Raw genomic sequence first — 1,760 nt, 5'->3', positions numbered from 1 at the left:
GCGTACTCAGGTTGGTACGAGTACCTGTCAAAGTACTTGTTATAGCGCTTATTACGTTCTATCTCACGATAGATCGTAGACTTATGACGGTTGAGTAATCTAGCTATTCCAGCAGTACGTAGTCCTTGCTTTCTTAAGATAGAAATCGTATATCTTTCTTTCTCAGTGAGGTGTGTATATTTCATGGTTTTACTTCTTGGCGGGAGCAAAAATCATGATTATCGCATCTCACTGTTTTATTTTTCAGTGGTGTCGCACTTCGTACTTGAATCCAAGGCGCCTAACAAAGCGTTTAAGAGTGATTCCAAACGCTTGCCGGTTTCGCTTCGCTCAAGTGTGGCAAGCGCTTGTCACACCTTAACGCAGCGTTATACAAAACAGTTAGGTTCAATATGGTGAAATATATTTGCAGTGTGTGCATATTGGCTGTTTGTAGCTTTAATGCATGGGCTGGTTGTGATGAAACTAGTGCGCAGTGCCTTGTGTTTATTGACGGGTTAGAATATACCGAATCTTGTCGAGTTTCTATTTGTGCTAACACCAGTGAATATCAAGCGGATGTAATCTTAGAAAATGGGGGCTCGGTTACTATTCGTTTGGATAGTCAGTCACAAAATATCAGTATAGATAAACATGAGGGAACGCTAGTTCCTTTGACAATATTGAAAGAAAATTTAACTTGCTACGTAGCGTCTGAGATAGGTACAACATATTGTGTAAAAGACGTTTTGCTCTAGAGATAATGCTTTGTATAACAAAGCGTTTAAGACGGATTCACAACGCTTAGCATTTTCAGTTTGATTCAACTTTAGTGTTTACGGAACAATGGGTTAGGTTGGGTGGTCGCGTTGTTCACCACTTAACGCAGCGTTAGCCGTCACGTCGAAAATATTAGGTGACGGCATAAGAATTAGTTTTTTACAAACATGTGGTTAGCTTTAGTTACACCTCTGTCGTAAGTACAGAATGTGTCTGTAGCTGCTTCAGTCTTGCTGTGAATCTTAATGTTGGTGATAACCTCAATAGCGCCAGCATCGTAGCAAGCTTGTTGTGCATCTTTTACGATTTCTAGTAGTTGGTTTAGCTCACCTTTCAACGTGGTTTCCATTGCGCTGACTTGGAATGGGACACCAGAAGCTTTCACAACATCAATGGCTTTATCGACGACTTCAAAGTTATTGCCTTCTTTAACTCGTGGAATAACTTGAAAAGCTAACATTACTTCGTCTAATAGTGGTTTTTGAGCTGACATCAATAATTTCTCATGGGTTTTTGTTGGTATCGAATGGCGTATAGTAACATCAATTAAATGCATCGAGGTTTGACCTTGAGAGTGTCGGCTAACAAAGCGTTTAAGACGGATTCCCAACGCTCGGCATTTTCGGTTTGCTTCAGCTTAAGTGTTTAAGGCACAATACTTTAAGTTTGGTGGTCTGCGTTGCTCACCACTTAACGCGGCGTTATGTTTACTTGTATTTCAGTGGCTTAAAGTTTTTTCGATCTATGTTCTTTGTCCCTTTGGCAGTTCGTCCGAGTTACTTCAGCAAATCCGCATTGTCGGCCTAAATTCTTGAATTTCTCAGCCCGTAAAACATGCCAATATTCGTGGGTTGCTTCATTTTCAGGTCGTGGCGGTTGGCTTTAAATGTCATTGGCTCTAAGTCGCTTTCTGCGTATTTGCCAAGTAGCATGTTGGCTTGGCAGTTGCCTCGGCAACTTGCCATTGTTCTGCGCTGTGGTTGGAAAGAGAGGGCGCTTGT

General features: G+C 41.4%; 3 protein-coding genes. All 3 read right to left on the bottom strand.

The window, feature by feature from the left end; all coding sequences use genetic code 11:
- Window positions 1–185 (bottom strand): helix-turn-helix domain-containing protein (locus BS19_RS20000; protein ID WP_157631196.1); only part of this gene is annotated, 185 nt, incomplete at its 3' end.
- Between the two features lie 725 nt (window positions 186–910).
- Complete coding sequence (locus tag BS19_RS14850) at window positions 911–1,219, bottom strand: thiamine-binding protein (RefSeq protein ID WP_211253013.1); 309 nt, start codon at window positions 1,217–1,219, stop codon at window positions 911–913.
- 343 nt (window positions 1,220–1,562) lie between these two features.
- Window positions 1,563–1,760, bottom strand: a 198-nt coding sequence (locus tag BS19_RS20765; RefSeq protein WP_211253014.1) for a hypothetical protein, incomplete at its 5' end; no start/stop codon positions are given.

Origin of the sequence: Vibrio pacinii DSM 19139, from assembly GCF_000711795.1 — a bacterium.
Lineage (GTDB): Bacteria > Pseudomonadota > Gammaproteobacteria > Enterobacterales > Vibrionaceae > Vibrio > Vibrio pacinii.
Note: the sequence above shows the minus strand (reverse complement) of the source record. Positions and strands in the feature narration are given on the sequence as shown.